The 22,311-nt window shown below is 32.9% G+C and carries 20 protein-coding genes and 1 other RNA gene; 14 read left to right on the forward strand and 7 right to left on the reverse strand.

Features of this window, described 5'->3' with window-relative positions; translation table 11 throughout:
* Positions 1-143 precede the first annotated feature (143 nt).
* Positions 144-2,567: a TonB-dependent receptor gene (locus DFQ09_RS04770; RefSeq protein ID WP_115808524.1), complete on the reverse strand. Its 2,424-nt coding sequence runs from the start codon at positions 2,565-2,567 to the stop codon at positions 144-146.
* A 299-nt stretch (positions 2,568-2,866) separates the two neighbouring features.
* A complete protein-coding gene (locus DFQ09_RS04775) occupies positions 2,867-4,555 on the reverse strand; it encodes a M23 family metallopeptidase (RefSeq protein WP_115808525.1) in 1,689 nt (562 codons plus the stop codon).
* 178 nt (positions 4,556-4,733) lie between these two features.
* On the opposite strand from DFQ09_RS04775, the gene DFQ09_RS04780 reads away from it, so the two are divergent.
* The 4 genes from DFQ09_RS04780 to rny all read left to right on the forward strand — a co-directional run bounded on the left by DFQ09_RS04780 (position 4,734) and on the right by rny (position 7,156).
* On the forward strand, positions 4,734-5,024 hold the full coding sequence (locus DFQ09_RS04780; protein WP_020897947.1) for a hypothetical protein: 291 nt from the start codon (positions 4,734-4,736) through the stop codon (positions 5,022-5,024).
* Positions 5,025-5,044: 20 nt separating this feature from the next.
* Entirely contained in the window at positions 5,045-5,332 is a 288-nt protein-coding gene (locus DFQ09_RS04785) for a cell division protein ZapA (RefSeq protein WP_020897946.1), read from the forward strand.
* 59 nt (positions 5,333-5,391) lie between these two features.
* A non-coding RNA gene (gene ssrS, locus DFQ09_RS04790) (6S RNA) lies at positions 5,392-5,522 on the forward strand.
* Between the two features lie 56 nt (positions 5,523-5,578).
* On the forward strand, positions 5,579-7,156 hold the full coding sequence (gene rny, locus DFQ09_RS04795; protein ID WP_115808526.1) for a ribonuclease Y: 1,578 nt from the start codon (positions 5,579-5,581) through the stop codon (positions 7,154-7,156).
* A 95-nt stretch (positions 7,157-7,251) separates the two neighbouring features.
* Here rny and DFQ09_RS04800 read toward each other — a convergent pair whose 3' ends face one another.
* Together DFQ09_RS04800 and xerA are read right to left on the reverse strand one after the other, a co-directional pair.
* Positions 7,252-8,439: a PAS domain-containing sensor histidine kinase gene (locus DFQ09_RS04800; protein ID WP_115808527.1), complete on the reverse strand. Its 1,188-nt coding sequence runs from the start codon at positions 8,437-8,439 to the stop codon at positions 7,252-7,254.
* A 64-nt stretch (positions 8,440-8,503) separates the two neighbouring features.
* Positions 8,504-9,412, reverse strand: coding sequence for a site-specific tyrosine recombinase/integron integrase (gene xerA / locus DFQ09_RS04805; protein ID WP_115808528.1), 909 nt, complete (start codon positions 9,410-9,412; stop codon positions 8,504-8,506).
* 381 nt (positions 9,413-9,793) lie between these two features.
* Between xerA and DFQ09_RS04810 the strand changes: the two genes are divergently transcribed.
* The 5 genes from DFQ09_RS04810 to DFQ09_RS04830 all read left to right on the forward strand — a co-directional run bounded on the left by DFQ09_RS04810 (position 9,794) and on the right by DFQ09_RS04830 (position 13,142).
* Entirely contained in the window at positions 9,794-10,378 is a 585-nt protein-coding gene (locus DFQ09_RS04810; RefSeq protein WP_115808529.1) for an OmpW family outer membrane protein, read from the forward strand.
* Positions 10,379-10,544: 166 nt separating this feature from the next.
* Positions 10,545-10,967 (forward strand): type II 3-dehydroquinate dehydratase, encoded by a 423-nt coding sequence (aroQ, locus tag DFQ09_RS04815; RefSeq protein ID WP_115808530.1) that lies wholly within the window; start codon positions 10,545-10,547, stop codon positions 10,965-10,967.
* A gap of 65 nt (positions 10,968-11,032) precedes the next feature.
* Positions 11,033-11,515, forward strand: a complete 483-nt coding sequence (locus DFQ09_RS04820) for an outer membrane beta-barrel protein (protein WP_115808531.1) — start codon at positions 11,033-11,035, stop codon at positions 11,513-11,515.
* A 182-nt stretch (positions 11,516-11,697) separates the two neighbouring features.
* On the forward strand, positions 11,698-12,336 hold the full coding sequence (locus DFQ09_RS04825) for a porin family protein (RefSeq protein WP_115808532.1): 639 nt from the start codon (positions 11,698-11,700) through the stop codon (positions 12,334-12,336).
* Positions 12,337-12,713: 377 nt separating this feature from the next.
* Positions 12,714-13,142: a hypothetical protein gene (locus DFQ09_RS04830; RefSeq protein WP_115808533.1), complete on the forward strand. Its 429-nt coding sequence runs from the start codon at positions 12,714-12,716 to the stop codon at positions 13,140-13,142.
* Between the two features lie 93 nt (positions 13,143-13,235).
* Here DFQ09_RS04830 and lpdA read toward each other — a convergent pair whose 3' ends face one another.
* From lpdA to msrB, 3 genes are all read right to left on the reverse strand, one after another.
* Positions 13,236-14,612, reverse strand: a complete 1,377-nt coding sequence (gene lpdA, locus DFQ09_RS04835) for a dihydrolipoyl dehydrogenase (protein WP_115808534.1) — start codon at positions 14,610-14,612, stop codon at positions 13,236-13,238.
* A 144-nt stretch (positions 14,613-14,756) separates the two neighbouring features.
* Complete coding sequence (locus DFQ09_RS04840; RefSeq protein ID WP_115808535.1) at positions 14,757-15,311, reverse strand: DUF1572 family protein; 555 nt, start codon at positions 15,309-15,311, stop codon at positions 14,757-14,759.
* Positions 15,312-15,468: 157 nt separating this feature from the next.
* Complete coding sequence (gene msrB, locus DFQ09_RS04845; protein WP_115808536.1) at positions 15,469-15,954, reverse strand: peptide-methionine (R)-S-oxide reductase MsrB; 486 nt, start codon at positions 15,952-15,954, stop codon at positions 15,469-15,471.
* Positions 15,955-16,120: 166 nt separating this feature from the next.
* On the opposite strand from msrB, the gene DFQ09_RS04850 reads away from it, so the two are divergent.
* From DFQ09_RS04850 to DFQ09_RS04870, 5 genes are all read left to right on the forward strand, one after another.
* Positions 16,121-17,527, forward strand: coding sequence for a glycogen synthase (locus DFQ09_RS04850; protein WP_115808968.1), 1,407 nt, complete (start codon positions 16,121-16,123; stop codon positions 17,525-17,527).
* 41 nt (positions 17,528-17,568) lie between these two features.
* The gene (locus DFQ09_RS04855) at positions 17,569-18,834 is read left to right on the forward strand and encodes a glucose-1-phosphate adenylyltransferase (RefSeq protein WP_115808537.1); all 1,266 of its coding nucleotides are present in this window, start codon (positions 17,569-17,571) and stop codon (positions 18,832-18,834) included.
* Between the two features lie 3 nt (positions 18,835-18,837).
* Positions 18,838-20,748: a 1,4-alpha-glucan branching protein GlgB gene (gene glgB / locus DFQ09_RS04860; RefSeq protein WP_115808538.1), complete on the forward strand. Its 1,911-nt coding sequence runs from the start codon at positions 18,838-18,840 to the stop codon at positions 20,746-20,748.
* 79 nt (positions 20,749-20,827) lie between these two features.
* A complete protein-coding gene (locus DFQ09_RS04865; protein ID WP_115808539.1) occupies positions 20,828-21,235 on the forward strand; it encodes a hypothetical protein in 408 nt (135 codons plus the stop codon).
* Complete coding sequence (locus tag DFQ09_RS04870) at positions 21,232-22,086, forward strand: hypothetical protein (RefSeq protein WP_115808540.1); 855 nt, start codon at positions 21,232-21,234, stop codon at positions 22,084-22,086. Before DFQ09_RS04865 ends, DFQ09_RS04870 begins: the two co-directional genes overlap by 4 nt.
* Positions 22,087-22,311: the final 225 nt, after the last annotated feature.

Consider the following 22,311-nt stretch of genomic DNA (forward strand, 5'->3'; position numbering starts at 1 on the left):
AATTCTTAAATTTTGAACTAAAGTTTAAAGATAGTAAAGTACCTAAATAAATTTAGCTAGTCAAAATTAGTTATATAAAATGGTCTCGCTTTGCTGAATTCATCCAAAAGCATACTCATTTCGCTCTAAAACAGGGATATAATCTAAAAACGAGCAGACAGTCTCACGTTAAAGACACGTGGAGTTAGATAATTTGGAATCGCATATTGTTGCTTGCTATAAACATCCCTAACCCAAGTATTGGTAATAGAGTTTTGGTTGTTAAACATGTTATAGATTTCAAAACCGATAGACAATTCTCTAAAGGATTCTTTCCATTTTGAATTGTATGTCTTTTCAGGATTAACCACTTGGTATGAAATTCCTAAATCGGCACGTCTATAATCACGTAGTCTCAATTGGTAATTATAAGGATCTGCATAACTTGGAGAACCACCAGGAACACCAGTGTTATACACTAAATTCAAATACATTTTTAAATCTGGCATATTAGGCACGTAATCTTGAAACAACGCACCAAATTTTAAACGCTGATCTGTTGGCCGTGCAATATAGCCACGGTCGTCAATGTTTTCTTCGGTTTTTAAATAACCAAAACTAAACCACGATTCTGTACCTGGTACAAATTCGCCATTAAGCCTTAAATCCAAACCATAAGCATAAGCTTCTGCATTGTTATCTGCACTGTAACGAATTCTAACATTTTCTAATGTGTAAGGATTAACATCAGTCATGCCTTTATAATAAGCTTCGGTAACTAGTTTAAATGGTCGGTCCCATATTTCGAAACTATATTCGTTTCCTAACACCACATGAAATGATTTTTGTGCTTTTACGTTGGGGTTTACAACACCTTCAGAATCTCTCAACTCTCTATAAAAAGGAGGTTGATAATACAAACCTGCCGCGACTCTAAAGAGCATGTCTTTTTCCCAACTAGGTTTAATAGCAAACTGTCCTCTTGGACTAATAACGGTTTGTGTTTTATTATCTGTAATGCCATCGCCACTGACATTCCAAGTATGTGTTCTAACCCCAGCGTTATAAAATACTTCGTTGCCATTCCAATCTGTTCGTTTGCTGTATTGCACAAAAGCTTGAAATCTATTAATTTGTATGCGATTTGTTGCTCTAGTATCTTCAAATGCAACTAATGGTCCAGAAAAAGGAGTATAAGGTTGTGGATTGGTTTGGCTAAATATTGGAGGTCTAATTGAAAAACCAGCAGAATCAATAACTTCATATTCTACTAAACGATCTCTAATATCTTCATTAGTGTATTTTACTGACCATTCTACAGTACTTTCGTCATCAATTTTATAATCACCTCGGTGTTCTGCATTTACAATGAACGCATCTAAATCGTTACGTGCATGTGTTAATTGCGAACCAATACCTTCACTAAATTCGACGTCTCCTAAATTTTCATCCCCAATATTTGTGTTGACTTCCCCTAAACGGTATTGTGCTAAGATGTCGAAGTATTCTTGTTCTGTGGTATGATAAGCGGAAGCAACGAGCTTAAGCGTTAAATCATCACTAGCAAAATAATTAGCTTTAAAAGCACCAAAATAAGTTTGGTATTGATCTTTTTCTTGACCGTCATAAAACACTAATAGAGCCACTGGGTCTTGTAAGGTTCCAAAATTAGTTTGTCTGTTTTCGGGTTGAAAGTTGTATTTGTTTGAAGAGATATTCCCTAAAAAGTTTAAATGAAATTTACTCGAAAAACGATACGTTAAATAGGTTTGTGCATCTGCAAAAACAGGTTCTACATTGCCTTCTGTTTCAAGACTATTTAATAATAAACTATTATCTCTATAACGTACACCCGCAATACCAGAAAACTTACCATCTTTAGAAACGGTTTCAGCGGTAAGACTTCCTCCAAGTAAACTTAAATCCGCGCGTATACCAAAGTCAACAGGGTTTCTATAAGTGATATCTAAAACAGAGGATAATTTATCTCCATACTTCGCTTGAAATCCCCCAGCCGAAAAATCGACATTATGAACCATGTCGGTATTTACAAAACTCAAACCTTCTTGGTTTCCAGAACGAATTAGAAATGGTCTGTATACTTCAATCTCGTTAACATAAACTAAGTTTTCATCAAAATTACCACCTCTTACAGAGTATTGTGTACTTAACTCATTAGAAATGTTAACACCCGGCAATGTTTTTAAAATGTTCTCAACGCCAGGTTGTGCTCCTTTAATCGTTCTAATCATTTGCGGAGAAATGGAGGTGACTCCATCAACCGATTGTCTGGTGTTTGTATTGATAATTACGGTGGCAATTTGTTCAACTTCAATTAACATTACGGGGTTGTATTCAATCTCCTGTCCGTTTTTTAAGTCAAATTTCTGTTCTACACGCTTGTGAGAAACGTGAGTAAAAATTACGGTGACTTCAACTCCAAAAGGAATTTTAAGTTCGTAAAAACCATTATTGTTGGTGGAAGTGCCTTCTCCATTACTAGTTGTAATGTTTACTCCTTCGATAGGTAAGTTACCTTCATCTAATATAACACCTCTAATAATTGCGGATTGTGAAAAGGAAAGCATACTAAACAGTAAGCTTATTAAGACTATAAAATGTAAGCGTTTCAAATGGTTATAATTTTTTTAGTTAAGTTGAAATTAGAGATTATATTTCAATCTTATATATTATGGTTGTTATTATATTTTACTTTGTCCTAAAAAAACACCCCTCTAAAGTCACCTTAAGAGGACATTTTATAGAAGAAACCTTATTAGAATATAATTTTATTTTTATTAAAAATCTAAATCTGAATTTTAACAGGAACACCATGCGTCTTACTTCTTAATTCTAGAAGCAAAGTGGTCTTAAATCTGTTTTTTATCTATTTTCTAAAAAACGTTGCTTCAAATGTAGAACTATTTCCCACATTATCTGTTACAATTATTTTTAATTCGTTTCTGGTATCTTTAACGATATTATCATTAAAATCGTGTGTAAGTGTGTTTGTTTTGTAATCATATTCCATTAAAATCCACTGACCATTAACTGTTGCTCTGTATTTACTAATACCTGTAAGTTTATCATCAATCTTAAGTTCTAGATAACGATAATTGCTTATCCATTTTTTATCCGTAAAGTTAATAGGTGTTATTGTTGGCGGTTCGGTGTCTATGGCTAAGGCATAAGTTCCTAAAGCTTTACTTCCTGCTGATAAGGTGTTACCTTTTCTTGAGGTAGATACATAATATGGCTTTTTGTAACTACCATAAAACCTAGCAATATAAAGTTTGTCTTGGTGCTCTGTCTTATAATTACTTAAATCGTAATTAATATAAAAGTTTTTCTGCATAGCAATGTTGTCATCACCAAGGAAAAGGGTGTCAGAACTCACTCTAAAATCAATATAAGAATCATCATATACCGTATTTTTATAGAAATCTACAGTAATGTTTCCTGAGGTTAATTTAGTATTGCTATCACTGCTAACCAATGATTTTTTAGATACATCCGAGACACTGTCTTTCTTAATCGTTTCAAGTTTTCCGTCTATGGGTATCACTACCCAAGCTTCATTTTGGTGGTAATCTCTTATTCTTACTTTATATACAGATGAGGTGCTGTCTTTTACTTCAACATACCCGTTATCATAAGCATCTTTATAAATGCTTAGCGGATTATTTTTTTCAATAAAAAGTTTCTGAATTTTAGCTTTCTTTCGCACATAATACTCGTAATCCACCATACGTTTAATATGTTTGGTTTCATCAAAGCTAATGCGTTTAAAATCTATTTCTAAACTTTTATTTCCATTAAAGAACGTTTGAATATTACTAACACCATTATTGTTTGGTGCTAAATCTTGTTTATCAAAAGAAATCACTCCAAAACCAACATTACCATAAGCGGATATTTTCTCTACAGCATAATCTCCTGTTTTTTGAGGGATTAATCGTAAAGGAACGCGCTCGTTTTTTCCATTGATGATAGCATTTTTATCTTTAGGGTAGGCAAAAATACCAGAAATGTAAGGAGCCTTAGAGTCTTTAACTTCCATACCAAATAATAATGGATTCATTGGACGTTCTTCATTGTCTCTTATTTCAAAATGGAGGTGAGGTCCACCAGAACTACCCGTATTACCAGAAAATGCAATGACTTCATCTGGCGAAATTAAAAGTTCTTCAGTATGAGGAAATACTTCGACCTCAAAACTTTCTTTATCATACTGACATTGTTTTATATAATCTTCTAAACGTTTTGAGAAAGCCTTAAGATGGCCGTAAACTGTAGTGTAACCATTTGGGTGTGTAATATAGATGGCTTTTCCGTAACCAAAATGAGAAATCTTAATCCGACTTATATAGCCTTCAGCGGCAGCATAAACTTTTAAACCTTGTCTTTGTTGTGTTTTTATATCTAATCCACCATGAAAATGTGTAGATCGTAATTCTCCAAATGTGCCAGAAAGTACTAATGGAATATCTAAGGGATGCCTAAAATAATCTTGAGGATATTCGGATTGTCCATGTAGTGAACATGTTATTAAAAAAAGGGCCAAAAATTGTTTCATAAAATCAACTATTACAGCTAAAATATCAATTTGATTACGATTTGCAAATTCTAAAACCGTATTATTTTTATTAACGGTTTAATTTCGTTGAACTTATAATATTAAAAAATAAACGTAAAAGAATTGTATTTTTTCATTAGGTATGTTAACTTTGTTTCAATAGTATTGAATTGCTTTAATGAGTAAAATAGAAGACATTGTTGATGCGTTAGAGAATAAAATCAGTAAGATTTTACACAAGCAGGAGGTTTTAAAACAAACGAATGCTAAACTCTCAGATCAATTAGAACAGCAACAACAAAGGCTTCTAGAACAGCAAGAAGAAATTTCTGCTTGGGTAGAAAAACATGATACACTCAAAATGGCAAATTCAATGCTTGGTAGTGACGAAAATAAACGAGAAACGAAGCTCAAAATAAATGCACTTATTAGAGATATTGACCATTGTATTGGACAATTATCAGAATAATATTGTAAATTTAGATTATAATGTCAGAACAATTAAAAATTAAACTTTCTATAGCAAATAGAGTTTATCCGTTAACGATAAACCCAAGCCAAGAGGAAGGTTTACGTAAAGCCACAAAAAAGATTGAGGCTATGATTGGACAATTTGAGCAGAATTATTCTGTAAGAGATAAGCAAGATGTTTTGGCCATGTGTGCCTTGCAATTTGCCGCTCAAGTAGAGCAAAAGTCAATAGATAAAGAGTATGTAAATGAAGAAGTACAGGAAAAGCTTGAAGCTTTAAATGAACTTTTAAATCAACATATTTAACTCGTACGTTCTTTTAAATACATAAGGTTACTGCCTACATTAGTTACATTTTTTGATAAACTCAACGATCAATTCTTTAAAAAGGGTGAGTTTAAGTTGTAAAATCGTGCTGTTAGTGCTGAACTCGTTTCAGTATCTTAGACAGATTTTTGATCAGCTTGTTAGCCCTAAACTTGTTTTTAAGGAGTTTATACAAAACCGATAACTGATGTAGGCTTTTTTTATACACTAAACTAAATAATGAACATGGACACTAACACAATTATATATATTGTTGGAGGAGTAATATTAGGAGTAATACTAGGATATATAATCGCTAAATCTTTAGAAAAAGGAAAAGCTTCAAAAATAATAGAAAATGCAGAACGAGAATCTCAATCGCTTTTAAAACAAGCAAAATCAGATGGGGAATCTCTAAAAAAGGATAAAATACTACAAGCTAAAGAAAAATTTATTGAGTTAAAATCAGAACACGAAAAGGTGATTTTATCTCGTGATAAAAAAATGGCTGAAGCTGAAAAGCGTATTAGAGATAAAGAATCTCATGTGTCTAACGAACTGAGTAAGTCTAAAAAGTCTAATCAATCGCTTGAGGATAAAATTAAGGATTATGATTTTAGACTAGAATTCTTAGACAAGAAACAAGAGGAAATTGAAAAGGCGCACAAGAACCAAATAAAACAATTGGAAGTCATTTCTTCATTATCTGCTGAAGAGGCTAAAAGTCAATTAGTAGAATCTCTTAAAGAAGAAGCAAAAACGGATGCGATGGCTTTTATACAAGGCCATGTAGAAGAGGCGAAACTAACAGCGCAGCAAGAAGCTAAGAAAATTATAATTAACACTATTCAGCGTATCGGAACAGAAGAAGCAGTAGATAACTGTGTGTCTGTTTTTAATATTGAATCGGATGACGTTAAAGGTAGAATTATTGGTAGAGAAGGCCGAAATATTAGAGCTATTGAAGCTGCAACAGGTGTAGAGATTATTGTAGATGATACACCAGAAGCGATTATCTTATCTTGTTTTGATTCTGTAAGACGTGAAATAGCACGTTTATCATTACACAAATTGGTAACTGATGGAAGAATACATCCTGCAAGAATTGAAGAGATTGTAAAGAAAACCGAAAAGCAAATTGAGCAAGAAATTATAGAAGTAGGTAAACGTACAGTTATCGATTTAGGAATTCATGGTTTACACCCTGAGTTAATTAAAATGGTAGGGCGTATGAAATACCGTTCATCTTACGGACAAAACTTACTACAACACTCGCGTGAAGTTGCTAAACTTTGTGGTGTAATGGCTGCAGAATTAGGCTTAAATCCTAAATTAGCGAAACGTGCAGGATTATTACACGATATCGGAAAAGTACCATCATCTGAAATAGATGTTGAAACTCCACACGCTATCCTAGGTATGCAATGGGCTGAGAAACATGGTGAAAAACCAGAGGTTTGTAATGCTATTGGAGCTCACCACGATGAAATTGAAATGACAACATTGTTGGCACCAATTATTCAAGTATGTGATGCTATCTCTGGTGCAAGGCCAGGTGCAAGACGCCAAGTTTTAGATTCTTACATACAACGTTTAAAGGATTTAGAAGATGTTGCCTTTGGGTTTACAGGTGTAAAGAAAGCTTATGCAATACAAGCAGGTAGAGAGTTACGTGTTATTGTAGAAAGCGAAAAAGTAACTGATGAGAGAGCGGCAAGTTTATCATTTGAGATTTCTCAAAAGATTCAAACAGATATGACGTATCCAGGACAAGTAAAAGTTACTGTGATTAGAGAAACTAGAGCAGTGAATATTGCTAAATAGTAAAACACATATATGACATAAAAAAATCCGGTATTATACCGGATTTTTTATGTCTTATATTAAGAGAATCAAAATAAAGAATAGTTAGTTATTACTTAATTAAGTTTCTTTTTGTTTTTGAAAGTTATAGAAAATGCCGTGCCTTCGTTTAGTGTACTCTCCATTAAAATTTCCCCTTGTAAAGCTTCAACTTGCGTTTTTGTGATGTATAGACCAATACCTCTAGAATCTGATCGCTCAGTGCCATGAAAGGTTTTATACATTTGAAATACTTGATCTTTATACTTCTTCATGTCAATACCAATACCATTATCTGAGATAAGAATTTTAACCGAATCTTTAGTGTGAATGGATTGAATGACGATTTGAGATTTTTTATTAGGATCTGAATACTTAATACCATTAGAAATCAGATTATAAAACACACTTTCTAAATAAGATCTATTCGTTAGCATCGATTCATCTTTCCTCAAAGCATTGTGTATGGTAACCCCTTGTTTGTCGCTGTCTATTTTTAGACTTTCAATAATTTTATTTGTAAAGTCATGCAGGTCTACACGTTCGTTAAGCTGACTAATATTAATTTTAGATTTTATACTTACAATATCATCAAGATCGACGATCGTTGTGGTTAAAGAATCTGATATAGACTTTAAATGCTCAACCAGTTCTACTTTCTCAGTTTCCGAACCAGCTTCATCATAAAATTCTAATATGTTTTTTAGATTCCCTATATGTGTTTTTAAATTATGAGAAACAATATGGGTGAAACTGTATAAACGTTTATTTTGGCTCGTTATAAGTTGTAAGTTATTCTTAAGTTGGGCTTCCTTATCTTTAGAATTGGTAATATCTGTATGTGTACCAATAATATGAGAGGGTTTACCTTTAGAATCTCTTTTTACAACTTTTGCTTTATCTAAAATCCATTTATAACTACCATCTTTACATTGAATACGGTATTCGTTTTCGTATAATTCAATATGGCCTTTTAATAGAGACTTAAATTCATTATAATACGTTTCTTTGTCATCTAAATGCACTTTACTATCCCAAAATTCAGAGGTGTTTTTTAATTCATTGTTCGAATATCCTATGATTTGTTTCGATTCTTTTGAGTAAAATACTTTGTTCGTAACAATGTTCCAATCCCAAATACCAACATTAGATAATTCTAACGCTATTCTATACTTCTCGTCTTCTATTGTAGGTTCGGAGATTTCTCGGGTTTTATAAAAGGCTGACCTGTAATTTCTTATATGTAGACTTGGAAGTTTCATCATTTTCTCTTTGTTTTAAGACACCAAAGCAATACGATTGTCACAAAAATAATGATGTTTTTTTACATTATGTTCTTGGGTGGTACTTATTTAGTATATCACTTAAATGTGAGCGGTCGACGTGCATATATATTTCAGTGGTAGTAATGCTTTCGTGACCAAGCATCATTTGTATAGCTCTAAGGTCTGCACCGTTTTCTAATAAATGTGTAGCAAAGGAATGCCGAAAGGTGTGTGGTGATACATTTTTCTGTAATCCGGTTTTTTCTACAAGCTTTTTTATGATGGTAAATATCATGGCTCGTGTCAGTTTTCCTCCTTTGTAATTTAAAAAGACGATGTCTTTAGAATGGGGTTGTACATCAATATGGTTCCTAATCGCAAGCCAGATATTAATGAGTTTTTGAGTGGTTCCTCCAATGGGTACAAAACGCTGTTTGTCTCCTTTACCGGTAACTTTAATAAAGCCTTCTTCAAAAAATAGATCCGAAATTTTTAATTCTATTAATTCGCTAACGCGTAAACCACAACTATATAAGGTTTCAATAATAGCTCTATTGCGTTCGCCAAGATTGACTCCATTATATTGGTGACTTAAATCGATGGCTTTAATGAGGTTGTCAATATCAGAAATCGATAAGGTATCGGGCAACTTTCTACCTATTCTAGGGGATTCTATTAAATCTAAAGGATTGGTTGTTCTGTAATTTTCAAAAATGAGGTAATCAAAGAAATTACGAAGTCCCGAAATTAACCGCGCTTGCGATCTTGGATTTAGGCTTTTTGATACGGAATAAATAAAATCTTTAACTGTATGAATGTCTATGGTAATAGGTGATGCTTTTATGGCATGTGTTTCAATATATAGTATGAGTTTTTTAATGTCGTAACTATAATTCTCAATAGAGTTATGAGACAAGCCACGTTCTATTCTAAGATAGTGTTTGTAATCCGTTAATGCTTGTTGCCAATTCATGGTTAAAAATAGTAATTTGCGATATATAACGGTGTAAAAGCAGCATCTATTTTATCTTGCCTTTTAGTTAAAATGATTACTAATTCAAACTGGTAATAAACTACAACTATTAAAGCGGTAAAGATCCTCTCTTGTTTTGTTTGAATAACAACCTAATAATGATGTCGATTCATAATCCAAGTTTTAACTAACTCTAAGGAATAAATAGAGGGAAGTAGAAAATTTTTATATTTTAGAAATGAGCTATTTAGCTAATTTTACAGATGAAAATAGAATTATTATCGATGAAACGCACTATTTTTTAACATAATTAGGATTTGTACTATGGGAGTAAAGTCTACTTTTGCCGACCAAATTAATTATCAAATTTAAACTTAAATTATGAAAAAATTATTGTTTACAGCTGCAGTTGCAGTATTAGGATTTGCAAATGTAAGTGCACAGGAAGAAGTTACAACAGCAGGTTTTGCAAAAGGAGATCTTTTTGTTAGTGGTTCAGTAGGATTTAACAGTTCTAAAACTGGTGATGCTAAAAGTAACGATTTAAACTTTTCTCCATCTGTTGGTTATTTTATTTCTGAAAACATTGCTTTAGAAGTTAACCTTATGGTTGGTTCTGGTGAAGATGTAGCAGAAAATAAAACTACAGATTTAGGTGCTGGTTTAGGTGCAACTTATTTCTTTACTCCTTCTAGTAAATTTTCATTTACTGTAGGTGCTGGTGTTAATTATACAAACAGTAAGTATGAGCCTAATGGTGGTGGTGAATTAAAAGTAGATTCTTTTGGATTTGCTGTAGCGCCAGGTGTACATTATTTCGTTTCAGACAAATTTGCTTTAAGAGCTTCATTAGGTGCTTTATCTTACGAAAGTTCTAAAGTTGATGGTGCTGATGATGCAACTAACGATTTTGGATTAAACATCGATTTATCTGATATCAACTTTGGTATCGTTTACAAGTTCTAATAAATTCAAAATTTATTATATTAAAAACCGAAGCATCTGCTTCGGTTTTTTTATGCGCATATTTTATATATTTACTACATGAAACTAGCATGTTGAGAGTTTTGTCTCAAATGAAGTGTTTAATAGCACACAGCATGTGACGTTAATTAAAAAATAGAAAAAACATATGAAAAAAATAATTATCATCAACGGTCCTAATCTTAATCTATTAGGTAAGCGCGAAACCAATATATATGGTAACCTCACTTTTATGGAGTTTTTTGATTCTGTTGTAGAAAAGTATCCTAATGTGGCTCTAGAGCATTTTCAGTCTAATATAGAAGGCGAACTTATAGATAAAATACAAGAGGTTGGTTTTACTTATGATGGTGTTATTTTAAATGCAGCAGCTTATACACACACGTCTGTAGGTATTGGTGATGCCGTTAAAGCTATTACAACTCCAGTTGTAGAAGTGCATATTTCTAATACATTTTCAAGAGAAAAATTTAGACATAAATCATTTATCTCTCCTAATGCTAAAGGAGTAATTTTAGGTTTTGGTTTACAGAGTTATGAGTTAGCTATAGAGAGTTTTACTTCTAATTAACGTTAACTATAATAATCTCAGAGAATTAAGAACTCTAATTTTTGAAACTATTTAAATTGATTTGCATGAAGAATCTTATTAAAATCCTATTAATTTTTAGTGTTATAAGTAGCTCGTTTGGTGTTCAAGCTCAAACTGAATTTGGTATTAAAGGTGGACTTAATTTTACCTTTTTTAAAGTGGCCGAATCTAATTTTGGAGAAAATACAGATGTACAACTAGGATTTTATGCGGGTGCGTTTGCCGATTTTGAAGTAGAAAACGATTTTCACCTACAACCCGAATTACTTTTTATAAGTCTCGGCGATTTTAATTTTTTGAATGCGCCCATATATTTAAAATATAATATAGACGAACGTTTTAACATTCTCGTCGGTCCGAGTATCAATTATTTCTTCGATTTTTTTAATACGAAACTTAAAATTAGAGCTGATTTAGGATTTGCTTATAATTTTACTCCGAGTGTAGATTTACACATGAAATACACCATAGGTTTTCAAGAAATTACTCCAAATGGGTTATTTTTAGGTTTGGGGTATCGCTTGTAAATTCCGATAATTTCTTCAATAGAGTCAATGATTTTAGTCATTGAGTTGATGTAATTATTAAACATTCCCGATTGTTTTTTAGGTAAATCTTAAAACTTGTTAAACTGCTGTTAAGCCTTATTGTTACTGCTGTTTTGGCTCTTAGTTTTGTTGTTTTAAACCCAATAAAACAATCATAAATTATGAAGAAATTAATAGTTTTTACAGGAGCATTTTTATTTGCATTGACATCTGTTAGTGCGCAATCAGATTCAAAAACGATTCAGCTAGGGGCCAAGGGAGGTGTTAACTTTTCTAAACTTACTGGTGACGATTTTGATGATGTGGATTCAAGAACAAGTTTCAATGCTGGTTTAATTGCAGAAATTCCACTTTCTGAGCGTATTTCATTTCAGCCAGAGGTATTTTATTCAGGACAAGGTTTTGATATCTTAGAAAGAGATCAGGATAACGTTTTTGATACCGATCAAAATGTAGAATATCAACTAGATTATATCCAAGTACCATTATTACTTAAAGTGTATTTAGTAAAAGGATTAAGTGTAGAGGCGGGTCCACAATTTGGATTTAAGATTCACGAAGAATTTGATTTAGAACCAAATTCTGATGGTGGAGATTTTGAAATTGATGAAGACGATTCTTACGTTAAGGATTTTGACACCAGTTTAGCATTAGGAACCTCATATAAATTTGATAGTGGTTTCTTTTTAAGTGCACGTTATACAATGGGCTTAACTAGTATTTTTGAAGACGATACTTTATTTGAAAACGTAGATGGAAAAAATGAAGTTTGGCAATTTGGTGTTGGATTCATGTTTTAATCTAGCCATCCTAAAAAAATAGCATAAAAAAAGTTCCAGATAATTCTGGAACTTTTTTGTTTTTAGCAGCTAAACCTTTGAATATAATAGAAATGCTATCCTTCTAATTTGGTACAAATAGAAGCATAGGTTTTGGAGTAGGCTACACGATTTTAGTATCAGTGAAAGGCCATTATTCGAAAAGAGATTAACAGCGGTATTAAAGTTCCCTTTTTAACTTTAAATTACGTATTAAGATTATTTAACTAATTTATAACTAAGCAGTTGTTTGATATAATTGAAAATGAGCTATTTTTGATAGTGCTATAACTATTGACTCCATGACATTTTCTTTAAAACACCAGATATGCCTTATTACTTTTTTAAGTATGTATCTAATGTCTACGACACCATGTTTTGGACAGCAGAGCTCACAATTTGCTACCTTTCAAGAAGATTTAGCGTCACAAAATTGGGATTTAGCAGTTAATGGGATTTTCTTAACTAAAACTGTTTCTTTTACCGCAAGTCAGTTTGAATTTTTAAATGCTGAAGCGAGCTTAATAGAGGTTCCTTTGTTATTTAAAGTGAAGATATCAGAAAAATTGAGTCTTCTGTCTGGTGCTAAAATAGATTTTTACAAAGTACAGCAACGTCTGTCTTCTGATGTAGGTGTTTCAATATCTACGGGCTTACAATACGATATAAATAAGAATGCTTTTATTAATGCAGGGTTTAATTACCAAATAAATAACACAGGTTATGGTTACAATTATAACTATGGCAATAATTCTAGCTTTATTTTAAAATCCGGACTTAAGTTTTAAACAAAAAAAATGCGATTCAATTTTGAATCGCATTTATAATATATTGAACCATCCGAGTAAGAACTCCTTCCTAAAGGGAAGGTTGGAATGGGCTTATAAATGAATTACTTCATCATAAGCAGCTGCAACAGCTTCCATAACAGCTTCACTCATTGTTGGGTGAGGATGCACTGTTTTTAGTACTTCATGACCTGTAGTTTCTAGTTTACGACCTAAAACAGCTTCTGCAATCATATCGGTAACACCAGCACCAATCATATGGCAACCTAACCATTCACCGTATTTAGCATCAAAAATTACTTTAACGAATCCATCTTTTGCTCCACTAGCACTTGCTTTTCCAGATGCTGAGAATGGGAATTTACCAATCTTAACATCTAAACCTTGTTCTTTAGCTTGTGCTTCAGTTAAACCAACACTTGCAATTTCTGGTGAACAATACGTACAACCAGGAATATTACCGTAATCTAAAGCTTCTACATGCTGACCAGCAATTTTTTCTACACAAAGAATTCCTTCGGCAGAAGCAACGTGTGCTAATGCTTGTCCTGGAGTAACATCTCCAATAGCATAATAACCAGGAATATTAGTTTGGTAGAAATCGTTAACCAAGATTTTATCTCTATCAACAGCAATACCTACATCTTCTAAACCAATGTTTTCGATATTAGATTTAATACCAACAGCAGATAATACGATATCGGCTTCTAGTACTTCTTCTCCTTTTTTAGTTTTTACAGTAGCTTTAACACCAGATCCAGACGTATCTACAGAAGTTACTTCGGCAGAGGTCATAATCTTAATACCAGATTTTTTAAAGCTACGCTCTAATTGCTTAGAGACATCGTCATCTTCAACAGGTACTATTTTGTCTAAATATTCTACTATAGTAACGTCTGTTCCTAAAGAATTGTAGAAATAGGCGAACTCTACACCAATAGCTCCAGAACCTACAACGATCATCTTTTTGGGTTGTTTTTCTAAAGTCATAGCTTCTCTGTAGCCAATTACTTTTTTACCGTCTTGTGGTAAACTTGGTAACTCACGAGAGCGAGCTCCGGTAGCAATTATAATATGATCAGCAGAATAGATAGTACCATCAACATCAATCTTCTTTCCAGTCTTTAGTGTTCCAAAACCTTCAATAACGTCTATTTTATTCTTTTTCATTAAGAATTTTACGCCATTACTCATGCCTTCAGCAACACCGCGACTACGTTTTACAACAGCGCCAAAATCGTGTTCAGCACCAGAAACTTTAAGTCCGTAATCTTCAGCATGTTTAAGGTATTCAAATACTTGAGCAGATTTTAAAAGGGCCTTTGTTGGAATACAACCCCAATTTAAGCACACACCACCAAGACTTTCTTTTTCTACAACAGCAGTTTTAAATCCTAATTGCGACGCTCTAATTGCAGTTACGTAGCCACCAGGACCACTTCCTAATACTATAATATCGTATTTACTCATGGGTAAGTTTTTTTATTGAATTTTTGAAGTTACAAAAATAACAAATTCCAAAAAGAAAATGCCAAATTCCAAAACGTTTAAATTGCCATAAGTGTTTTCTATGTTGATATAAGGGATTTAGAGCTTGGTATTAAGGGGTTACAACTATAAATCATCCGTAAAATGTGTGCGCTGTTTGTCTTGCTGAAACTTATCGATATTATAACCTTTAGATTGTCCTTTGGCTATGGATAACGATGCCCAATGAGGGCCTTTTATTAATTTACCAATAAATACAACCTGACCAATATGATAAGCGTAATGCATCATTTGTCTATTAATTGCCTCAGTAACAGTGTGACCTTGATTTCTGATGTAGATAACTTGCTCTAATTGATTTTCGGATAATGGTTTGATAGCCTTAAATAGGCAATCCCAACCTTTATTCCAATTGGTTAGTAATTCATCTTTAGACTTAAAGTCATCATTAAATTCGTCATCGCGTTGTCTCCATTCTTTTTCTCCATCTTCAGTTAAAAAATGAGTCCAACGACTCAACATATTACCAACAAGGTGTTTTACAATTATGGCGATGGAATTAGAGTCTTGGGCAAACTCTTTTTGTAAGTCACCAAAAGAAAGTTGCGCGATGGTTTTATCGCCAAGAGATTTGTAGTATTTAAATTGTTTGATAACACTAGGTAAGTAAGACTGATCCATATCACTGAATTTAGTCCTATAAAATTAGCGATACAACATCAAATAAAGTATAATTTACCATAGTTTGATGTTATATCGCTATTTTTAAATATAGAAACTCATTTTCAAATTTAGCCTTAGTTATTGAAAATGAAATTTCGTTTTTGCTATATCTTAATTAATCTTCAGCAGGCACAAATGTTAAAGCTACACCATTAATACAATGACGTTTACCTGTGGTTTCTTTTGGGCCATCATTAAAGACATGCCCTAAGTGACCACCGCAAGTGGCACAATGCTCTTCGTCTCTGGTGTAACCAATTTTAGTATCTGTACCGAAGGCAACATTTCCTTCAATGACACGGTCAAAACTTGGCCAGCCTGTACCTGAGTCAAATTTGTGCTCACTTTTAAATAAAGGAGTGTTACAGGCAGCGCAATGGTAAACACCTTCTTTGTAGTTTTTATCTAAAGGACTAGAGAATGGGCGTTCCGTTCCTGCTTTTCGTAAAACGTTATATTCAGCATCGGTAAGTTGTGCTTTCCATTCGGCATCTGTTTTAGTAATCTCAAAGGTTTCTTTTGCTTTCGTTTCGGTTTTTTGAGCAGAGCTATTACAGCTAAGAAATAAACCAATTATTGTAAGTAGTGCTATCTTTTTCAAAATTTAATTTTTTTTAAAATTGTTGTTTATTGATTAAGTCGTTAAGAAGTTTTATTCATTACGAAATGATAGATATTTTTATTTGAAATTACATTCAAAATAAACTTGACTTTATTTTAATTATTGTTAAATTTAACAGCAACAACAATTAATGAATAGATTTTTAATGAAAATAATACATATAAGCGCAGAATGCTATCCTATTGCTAAAGTAGGTGGTTTGGCTGATGTTGTAGGTGCTTTACCAAAATACCAAAATGAAATAGGTGCGCATAGTTCTGTTATAATGCCTTTTTATAACAATAAGTTTACGCAATCACATAAATTCACGTCAGTATATGAGGCTAACTTAAGATTGGGTAACCACGAGTTGAATTATACTATTTTAAAAATTGAAGATGCCTCGGTTTTAGACTTCGATATATTCTTTGTTCATGTTGGTGATTTACTTTACACTGAGAACGTCTACACAGAGAATGATACCAATCGCTTTTTAGCATTTCAAATTGCCGCTTTAGATTGGATATTGAGTTTAGAGCATAAACCTAACATTATTCATTGTCATGATCACCATACTGGTTTAATTCCTTTTATGGCTCAAGAAAGTTATAAATATGAATCCTTAAATAAAATACCTGTTATAACTACAATTCATAATGCACAGTACCAAGGCTGGATGGCTTATGATAACTTGTATAAAATACCAAGATTTAACATTGAAAAAGTAGGGTTAATAATGTGGGAAGGCATGATTAATCCATTAGCTGCAGCAATAAAGTGTGCTTGGCGTGTTACAACAGTATCACCAAGCTATATGCAAGAATTAAAGTATAACGCGAATGGACTAGAATCTTTATTGTCGCATGAAAATTCTAAAGCCATTGGGATTTTAAATGGAATAGACTCTGATGTTTGGAATCCAGAAACAGATAAGTACATTATTAAAAATTATAAAAAAGCAACGGTTGAAGCTGGTAAAAAAGAAAATAAAAAATGGTTGTGTTCTCAATTCAATTTAGATGAAAGCAAACCTTTATTTGCCTTTATTGGTCGCTTAGTAGGCGAAAAAGGCGCCGAACTTTTACCTCATGCTCTAGACTATGCATTGCGCTCTAAAGATATATCAGTCATTGTTTTAGGTTCTGGGTCTAAAGAAACTGAGCAACAATTGTTTGATTTAATACCGCGCCATACCGGAAATTATAATGCCTTTATTGGTTATGATGAAAAACTCTCGCATATCATTTATGCTGGCGCAGATTTTTTATTAATGCCATCGCGAGTAGAACCTTGTGGGTTAAATCAGATGTATTCCTTACGATATGGAACTGTGCCAGTAGTACGACGTATTGGTGGACTAAAAGATACTGTAGTTGATATCGGAGATCATGGTTTTGGCATTTGTCATGATGAAGTTTCAGTTCAAGATATAGTGCTTTCAATCCATAGAGGAAAAGAATTTTATAACCATCAAAAGGAATTTAAAGCCAATAGAAAACACATAATGAGTTTAGATCATTCTTGGAAGGTCTCTGCTAAAGCCTATATAAATTTATACAAATCAATAAACTAAACTAAAAGAATTCACGCTAATCTAAAAACGAAATATAAGCTATGATAAACGATAAAGTATTGTCTATTATTTTAGGAGGAGGCCAAGGGTCTCGACTATATCCATTAACAGAAAAACGTTCTAAACCAGCAGTCCCAATTGCAGGTAAATATAGATTGGTTGATATTCCTATTTCAAATTGTATAAATTCTGATATTAAACGCATGTATGTTTTGACTCAGTTTAATTCAGCATCATTAAATAGGCATATAAAAAACACCTATCATTTTAGTTTTTTCAGTTCAGCATTTGTAGATGTATTAGCGGCAGAACAAACACCAAATAGTAAATCTTGGTTTCAAGGAACAGCGGATGCAGTAAGACAAAGTATGCATCATATTGCGGCACATGATTTTGAATATGCACTTATTTTATCAGGAGATCAATTATATCAAATGGATTTCAATGCAATGATTCAAGCGCACGTTGATGCCAAGGCAGAGATATCAATAGCTACTATTCCTGTAAATGAAAAAGACGCCACGTCATTTGGTATTCTAAAAACAGATAACAATAATGTTGTTACCTCATTTATTGAAAAGCCAGATGCTAGTTTATTACCAGATTGGACGTCTGAAACAAGTGAAGACATGAAATCGCAAGGTAGAAATCACTTAGCTTCCATGGGGATTTATATTTTTAATAGGGATTTGTTAATTGATTTAATGAACAACCCAGAAACTAATGATTTTGGGAAAGAGATTATTCCACAATCAATAGATAGTCATAAAACATTAAGCTATCAATATGAAGGCTATTGGACGGATATCGGAAATATAGAATCATTTTTCGAAGCTAATCTTGGGTTTACAGATGATTTGCCTCAATTTAATTTATACGATTCTAAACAACGCACGTATACTAATGCAAGAATTCTACCGACTTCAAAAATTACAGGTACAGCTTTAGATAGAGCTGTTATTGCAGAAGGTTGTATCATAAATGCGGCTAAAATTGAAAAATCTGTAATTGGTATTCGTTCTAGAATAGGAAAAGATTCGACAATAATTAATACTTATATGATGGGGAATGACGATTATGAATCTTTAGATGATATTAATAATAAAAAAACGGAAATACTTTTAGGTATTGGTCAAAGGTGTTACATAAAAAACACTATTATAGATAAAAATGTGCGTATTGGTGATGATGTAAGAATTAATGGTGGAGGGCATTTGGCTGACGCAGAAACAAATGAATATATAGTTAAAGATGGCATAGTTGTAATAAAGAAAGACGCTATAATTCCTAAAGGATTTGTACTTTAATATATGGCAGAAGTAATAGTACACAGTCGTTTTACGGATTTTGATATTAATCTTTTTAAATCAGGAAAGCATTATCGTTTATATGAAAATTTTGGCTCTCACATTACGACCTTAGATGGTGTAGAGGGGGTATACTTTGCAGTCTGGGCTCCTAGCGCTAAAATGGTGTCTGTAATTGGCGACTTTAATTTTTGGACCGAGGGCGAACACAAACTAAATGTACGTTGGGATTCTAGCGGAATTTGGGAAGGGTTCATTCCCGGTGCAGGCAAAGGTAGCAAGTATAAGTACAAAATCCTTAGTGGTAATAACGATATAGCAACAGAAAAAGCAGATCCTTATGCTAGGCGTGCAGAGCACAATCCGAACACGGCATCAATTGTTTGGGATGATAACTATAAGTGGAAGGATGCTAAATGGATGAAAAAGCGTAAAAATAACAACGCTTTAGACGCTCCGTTTTCGGTTTACGAAGTTCATTTAGGATCTTGGAAAAAGAAGATAGAAGAAAATCGTTTTATGTCTTACGTAGAAATGGCTGATGAATTAGTACAATACGTAAAAGACATGAACTTTACACATGTTGAACTTATGCCAGTGATGGAGTATCCGTATGATCCTTCTTGGGGTTATCAGGTTACGGGCTATTTTGCACCAACATCGCGTTTTGGTTATCCTGAAGAATTCAAATTATTAGTAGATAAATTTCACCAAAACGATATTGGGATTATTCTCGATTGGGTACCATCACATTTTCCTGAAGATGCGCATGGACTTGGTTTTTTTGATGGTTCTGCGCTTTATGAGCATCCAGATAAACGAAAAGGCTACCACCAAGATTGGAAAAGTTTAATTTTCAATTATGGTCGCAACGAAGTAAAATCATTTTTAATTAGTAATGCTATTTTTTGGTTAGACCAATATCATGCCGATGGTTTTAGAGTAGATGCCGTAGCATCGATGCTATTTTTAGATTACAGTAGAGAAGATGGGGAATGGGAGCCAAATATGTTTGGTGGACGAGAAAATCTGGAAGCCATGTCATTTTTAAGAGAAATGAATGAGGCCGTGTATTCTGCTTTTCCAGATGTACAAACTATTGCTGAAGAATCTACAGCGTTTCCTATGGTTTCTAAACCTGTGTCTATTGGAGGATTAGGCTTTGGTATGAAATGGATGATGGGGTGGATGCATGATACGCTTCAATATTTTAGTAAAGAGTCAGTATATAGAAAGTACCATCAGAATGATTTGTCGTTTTCTATGACCTACGCCTTTACAGAGAATTTTATGTTACCGTTAAGTCATGACGAGGTTGTGTATGGTAAAAGTTCCATGTTAGGTAAAATGCCAGGCGATGAGTGGCAACGTTTTGCCAATTTAAGATTGCTTTATAGTTATATGTTTACCCATCCTGGTACTAATTTATTATTTCAAGGGGCCGAATTTGGACAAAGTAGTGAATGGAATTTTAAAACGAGTCTCGATTGGCATTTACTACAATATGAGCCGCACAAAGGAGTACAGCAACTCATTAAAGACCTAAATACGCTTTATGCAAAAGAGCCTGCATTATATCAAAAACAATTTGATGTAGAAGGTTTTGAGTGGATAGATCATGGTGATGCTGAGAATTCTGTATTTACCTATATTAGAAAAGGAAATGAAGAAAAAGACGATGTTATTATTGCTTGTAATATGACTCCGGTTCCTAAAGAAAATTATAAAATAGGTGTTCCTCGAAAAGGGAAGCTAAAAGAGATTTTTAATAGTGATTTAAAAAAATACTTCGGTACTGGTCAATACAAAAATAAAATAAACAAGACCAAAGCAGACGCTTGGCATTTTAGAGATGATTCGGTAGATATCGATATTCCGCCATTAGGAATGGTTGCTTTTCGATACGTTAAGTAAAATAAAAAAAGGTAATTATCATAAGGGCCTTTCTGGTTTTAAAAAATCAGAAAGGTTTTTGCTTAAAATAAATTAACAAATGATAAAGGCAAAACAAGAATTAATCTTAAAATATGGCGTCCCTAGCCTTGCTATTATCGTTGTTGCTATTCAATTATATTTAGTCCATTTTCAAAGCCTAAATAGATGGAAAGGTGGAGGTTTTGGCATGTACACCGAAATCCATTACATCTATAATCAAATCCATATTTCAGGGGTATCTGTTGATTCTTTAATTAAAGATGATCCTAATATGAAATCTACTTTAGGGTATTTAATGCTAATGCCCAATGATGAAAACATCAGAAAAGCGGCAGAGTTGGTACTTAAAACAACAAATAAAGATAGTGTCTATTTACAAATTTGGAAGCCGACGGTCAATTCAGAAAATGGTATTTATAAAAGAATTTTAGCCAATGAAATTCATTTAAAAAAATCAGAATTATGAACTATTGGTCAGTCATAAAACTTAAATTGAAAGACCAAATTACTTTAGCGTCTCAATTACTGCTTTTGGTATTAGGATCTTATGTCTTTATTTTAGCAGAAGATCATAAGTTGTGGAAAATCCCTGTCATTTTTTTAGGACTTATAACAGGGTTCCTTTTTCGAAATAAAACAAAACACCCTATCATTTGGATGGTGTTTTTATTACTTCTCATTATAGATCTTTTTTACGCTTATTTTTGGGTTGCTAATCATCATTTTATGTTAGTTTTTATGGTGCTTTCAGTGATTCTTTTTAGTTATCATAAACAGGGAGATATTCTTTTAAAAAACATCCAGTTACTTTTAGTGATTGTGCTGTTGGTTTCAGTCGTTCAAAAAATAACATCTAACCAATTTATGAGTGGTGATTTTTATTACCATGCTATTAATCTAGGTGGCTTATTTAAGTTTCTCTTCCCTATTTTTCCTGAGAGTTTAGAGATTGCAAAAATGAATTCTGAAAGCTTAATGAGTTTAAAAGAGTTAAATCCCAATCTTACGGAACATATCGTTTTAAAGGATGTTTTTCCTAACCTTAGTTTTGTTAGTCGTGTTTTCGCTTGGTTTACTGTACTTTTCGAATTTTTGGCTGCTGTTGCGCTATTATGGAAACCTAAGAAAATAGGGACGCATATTATTTTTATTATCCTACTTTTTGGAATCCTATTGACAAGACTAGAAACAGGCTTTATTTCGTTATTAGCTATAAGTGGACTTTATTTATGTAAGACTATTAAATTGAGACTGTTATATGTTTTTATTATTTTAGGCTGTATCACATTGATTATGACTAAATTTGGGTACCATTGATAATATTATCACGTGCTTTTTGTTCGTTTAATCTGTTCTGTTAACCGTATTTTAATGTATGAAAACCGAAGCAATTGGGCTTTACGAATACTGTTAAATACCGCTTTAAAATTCACATAATCGCAAAAACTCATGTCGAAAACGATATAGTTAGCAACAATTGCCAATAACGAGAACTAAGCCTTTCAAAAGTTTAAATTTTTCCGTTTTTTTGTTGGTAATTTT

The organism is Winogradskyella pacifica, from assembly GCF_003386275.1.
Classification (GTDB): Bacteria; Bacteroidota; Bacteroidia; order Flavobacteriales; family Flavobacteriaceae; genus Winogradskyella; species Winogradskyella pacifica.